This is a genomic window from Niastella sp. (assembly GCF_045805085.1).
In the GTDB taxonomy this organism is placed as follows: domain Bacteria; phylum Bacteroidota; class Bacteroidia; order Chitinophagales; family Chitinophagaceae; genus Niastella.
In genome coordinates this window covers 1-4902 of sequence record NZ_JBJMLX010000117.1, presented here as the reverse complement: position 1 = coordinate 4902, position 4902 = coordinate 1, and the positions used below count along the sequence as shown (strand labels likewise).

Here is a 4902-nt window from a genome sequence, read left to right as displayed (position 1 = left end):
CTACCACGACAAAACAGGCAATGTGCAATACAGCGTAGGACTGGTATGGTCGTATGCAAAGAACAAGATCCAGTATATGGCAGAAGCGTCACCGCGCTTTCCGTGGCTGGCAAAAACCGGTCATTCCATTAATCAGCCGCAAGGGTATCTGTACAATGGGTTCTATAGCGAGAGCGATGTTACCGATCCTAAGGTCGCCAAACCGGTGGGCACTATTCAACCCGGCGATCTGAAATACAAAGACCTGAACAATGATGGCATTATTGACCAGAATGATATCACCAACATTGGCAAACCCAATTTGCCCAATACCACCATCGGGATGCCCATCAGGATCGGGTACAAGGGGTTTGATGCCAGCGTGCTTTTTCAGGGTGCCTTTGGTTATAGCCTGGGCCTTACCGGTACAGCCATTGAACCCTTCAAAGGACAGTTTCAACCCATCCATGAAAAACGCTGGACACCAGCCACCGCAGCTACTGCTGAGTTTCCCCGGTTGACCACCAACCCCACTACCATCAATAGCCCGGGCGCCTACAACTCCGATTTCTGGGTTATCAATGCGCACTATATCCGGTTAAAGACCGTGGAGCTGAGTTATATCTTACCACATAAATGGCTGCCGTTAAAGATCAATAACAGCCGGGTGTACCTGAGTGCCTACAACCTGGTTACCTGGAGCAACGTGAGTAAAAAATACCAGGCCGACCCTGAGGTGGCCGGTAATACAGCGGGTGACGCCTACCTGGCGCAACGCGTGATAAATATTGGTTTGCAGATTGGATTTTAGTAAATAGACAAGATCATATGATTATTAAAAAGAGAAAGTATTTAATGGCATCTCTGTTGTTAACCACCTTATCCGGCGCTGGCCAGCAAGTAAGACAACGGGTGTCTTACGTAAATCCTTTTATTGGCGCCAGCACCAGCATCGATAAAGCCGGCGCCAGTCACGGGTTAGGAAAAACATTTCCCGGCGCCACTACACCGTATGGAATGGTGCAGGTGAGTCCCAATACCATCACGGGCGGCGACAATGGCTCGGGGTATAGCTATGAACATACATCCATCGAGGGGTTTGCCTTTACCCAGCTCAGCGGTATTGGCTGGTATGGCGACCTCGGTAATTTTTTAGTGATGCCTTCAACAGGCGCATTAAAAACATCGGCTGGCCGGCCCGGGCATCAGGAGGAAGGGTATCGGTCAGCCTTTGCCAAACAAACGGAGGCCGCAAGCCCTGGTTATTACCAGGTGCTCTTATCAAAGTACCAGGTAAAAGCGGAAATGACGGCGGCGCCGCACAGCGGCCTGTTGCGTTTTACCTTTCCGGCCAATAACCGGTCCCGCATTCAGATAGATCTGGCGCGAAGAGTAGGGGGAACATCCACCGAACAATATGTACGGGTGGTAGATGAACATACTATAGAAGGCTGGATGAAATGCACCCCCGATGGCGGTGGCTGGGGCAACGGCGAAGGCCACGCAAACTATACCGTATACTTTTATGCGCAATTTAGTAAACCGTTAAAACAATATGGCGTGTGGAGCGCTGCTATCCCCGACGACTGGAAGCGCAAAAGAGAAGACATCGAAAGCCAGCGCTACCAGCAGTTGATCGCAGCAGCGGCCACCACTGGCATCACCAAACAGCCACGCGAGCAGCAGGGAAAACACCTCGGTTTCTTTACCGAATTTGCCACCAAAGAAAATGAACAGGTGCTGATGAAGGCGGGCATTTCCTTTACCGATGCAGCGCATGCGAAAATGAACCTGGAGCAGGAGATCACCGGTTGGGATTTTGACAAAGTACATAACAACGCCCGGGCCTTATGGAACCAGGCGCTGGAGAAAATAAAAATAGAAGGCGGCACAGAAGAAGAGCAAACCGTTTTTTATACGGCCCTGTACCATACCATGATCGATCCCCGGATCGTGTCGGATGTTGATGGCGCGTATACCGGTGGCGATGGAAAAATACATCCGGGTAAGGAAAAGCAAACCCGCAGAACGGTCTTCAGCGGCTGGGATGTGTTCCGCAGCCAGATGCCCTTGCAAACGATCATCAATCCCTCGTTGGTGAACGACCTGCTGGGTTCATTGACCGATCTGGCCGGTGAAACCGGAAGGCAGTATTTTGAACGCTGGGAGTTGTTGAATGCGTATTCCGGTTGTATGATCGGCAACCCGGCCGTATCGGTACTGGCAGATGCATATGCCAAAGGCATCCGGAACTATGACCTCACGAAAGCGTATGCCTATGCCCGCAACAGTTGCGAACGTTTTGGCAATGGCGACAGGGGCTGGACGTACAGCGCCGACCCGGAAGATCATCGCCGGAATTCCTATGGCAATTCACCGTTCCCTGTTTCCAATACGTTGGAGAACGCGTATGCGGAATGGTGTTTGTCGCAGCTGGCCGCGGCATTGGGAAAAAAGGAGGACGAAGTGAAATATGCACAACGGGCCCTGAGTTATAAGAATGTATTTGATGCCGCCAAACATTGGTTCCGTCCGCGTAAGGAAGATGGCAGTTGGGAAGAATGGCCTGCCGAAGGGCGGTTAAAACAATTTTATGGAACCGTAGAAAGCAATCCCTATCAGCAGGGCTGGTTTGTGCCGCACGATGTGCCGGGCATGGTGCAACTGATGGGCGGCAAGGACAGTGTGATTACCGACCTGCTGCATTTCTTTAACAGCACACCTGCGAACCTCTTATGGAACGATTACTATAACCACGCGAATGAGCCGGTGCACCACGTTCCTTTTTTATTCAACCGGCTGAACGTGCCCTGGCTAACGCAGGAGTGGAGCCGGAAGATCTGCGCGCGCGCCTATCACAATAAAGTAGAAGGACTGGTAGGCAATGAAGACGTAGGACAAATGTCGGCCTGGTATGTGCTGGCCGCTTCCGGTCTTCATCCCGTTTGTCCTGGCGACACACGGTACGAGATCACCAGTCCGGTGTTTGCTAAAATTGAGATGCAATTAGACCCGCACTATGCAACAGGCAAAAACTTTACGGTGATCGCAAAAAACAATAGTGCAACAAACGTATACATTCAACGTGCCTCACTGAATGGACAACCCTACGATAAAAGTTACCTCGATCATGCCGACATTGCAGCCGGTGGGGTGTTGGAACTGGAGATGGGACCAACGCCTAATAAGAACTGGGGCGCCGCCACAAACTATACTACCAACAATAATGGATGGGCTGAGTTGCAGCTGGGCAGCGGTTTGCAGGACAGCATGGTGGTGCAGCAGAACCGGCCATTGACCATTTGGGGCCAGGCGCCGGCTGGTAAAGAAGTATCTATCCGGGCCGATTGGATGGAGACGCCGGTAATGGTAAAGGCTGATGACGATGGAAACTTTTCAGGTATGGTGCATGTGCCTGCTGTACAGGCAGGCGATTACCATCCGCATAGTATTGAAGTAAGGGAGGGTGGTTCCACTGTTACGCTGCAAAATGTTTTAATTGGTGAACTGTGGTTATGCAGCGGCCAGTCAAATATGCAATTCAGCCTAAAGGAAGTGGTGGATTCCACCCGCGAAGTAGCCGCTGCGAATTATTCCCATCTTCGGTTACTAAATGTAGCACTGAACTTCAGCGCAACTCCGGTTGGATCTTTTTCCGGCAAATGGATGGCTTGCCGTCCGGCTACGGTAAAAGATTTCAGCGCCGTTGGTTATTATTTTGGGCGCGAACTGCAACAAAAGCTGAACGTCCCGGTAGGGATCATCTTCTCCGGAATTGGCGCTTCTGCCGCGCAGGCCTATGTGCCGCAATCGGTGCTGGCTGCCGATACTATGCTGAACCGGGTATACCTGCAACCTTACCTGAACAGTCCCCGATCAAAAGAAATTATCAACGGCGGCTTTAGCTTTGAAAAAGTAACCCGGCCGTTCTTGTTATACAATGCAATGATCTATCCATTGCGGCATTTTTCTATCCGGGGTGTTTGCTGGTACCAGGGTGAATCCAATAGGAAAGAGCGCGAAAGTTATACAAAGTGTACCCAGGCATTGATAACAAGCTGGCGGCAGACATTTGAGCAAAACGATCTACCTTTCTATTATGTACAGGTAGCGCCTTATTTCCTCGAAAAGGAAGATCCTACGCTGGCGGATTATGCATTTTTTCGCGAAGCGCAGGAAAAGGTGTCTACGCTGAACAATACAGCCATGATCACCACCATCGATGTGGGCGAGGCCAGGAACCTGCATCCGCATAACAAAAAGCCCATTGGCATTAGATTAGCGAAGACCGCGTTGAACCGTACCTACGGGTTATTGGATGTGGTGGCGTGCGGACCGCAATACCAGCATTGGGAAGTGAGCGGCAAAAAAGCCATCATTTATTTTGAACCCGGCACTACCACAGGTGGATTGCATACGGACGATGGCAGCGCCCCGACATGCTTTCTCCTGGCCGGCGCCGATCAGCAGTTTTACCCGGCTGAAGCAGCCATCGAGGGTGATAAGGTTATTGTATGGAGCAATAAAGTAAAAAAGCCGGCGGCCGTGCGGTATGCATTTACCAATTACGCGGTTACCAGCTTACATAACGGCGAAGGCTGGCCCGTAATTCCTTTTCGTACCGATAACTGGGCAGAACCAATTCCAAAAACCGATTAATGAAGCAACTACTGTTTTCTATATGCCTGTTATTTGTCCTGAAAGGCAGGGCGCAAACGGCCTGGTTTATCGATGGCTATCACGGCGGCATTTACGGACATCTTCCGCCCTGGCAAACAAAGTTCATGGTGGAAAAGCTGGCGCAATACCCCGACTGGAAAATTAACCTGGAGCTGGAACCCGAATCGTGGGACAGCATGGCGGTGCAGGATGCAGCGAATTATGCAACCTTTCAAAAGCTGTTCACCGATCAGTCGGCCAACG

1 protein-coding gene and 2 pseudogenes are annotated in these 4902 nt (G+C 51.0%); all 3 read left to right on the top strand.

What is annotated here, in order from left to right; translation table 11 throughout:
- Positions 1 to 790, top strand: a pseudogene (locus ACJ751_RS05945) (TonB-dependent receptor); the annotation flags it as partial.
- 17 nt (positions 791 to 807) lie between these two features.
- Entirely contained in the window at positions 808 to 4638 is a 3831-nt protein-coding gene (locus ACJ751_RS05940; protein ID WP_407744460.1) for a GH92 family glycosyl hydrolase, read from the top strand.
- Positions 4638 to 4902 (top strand): annotated as a pseudogene (locus ACJ751_RS05935) (glycosyl hydrolase); the annotation flags it as partial. The gene ACJ751_RS05940 and the pseudogene ACJ751_RS05935, both read left to right, overlap by 1 nt.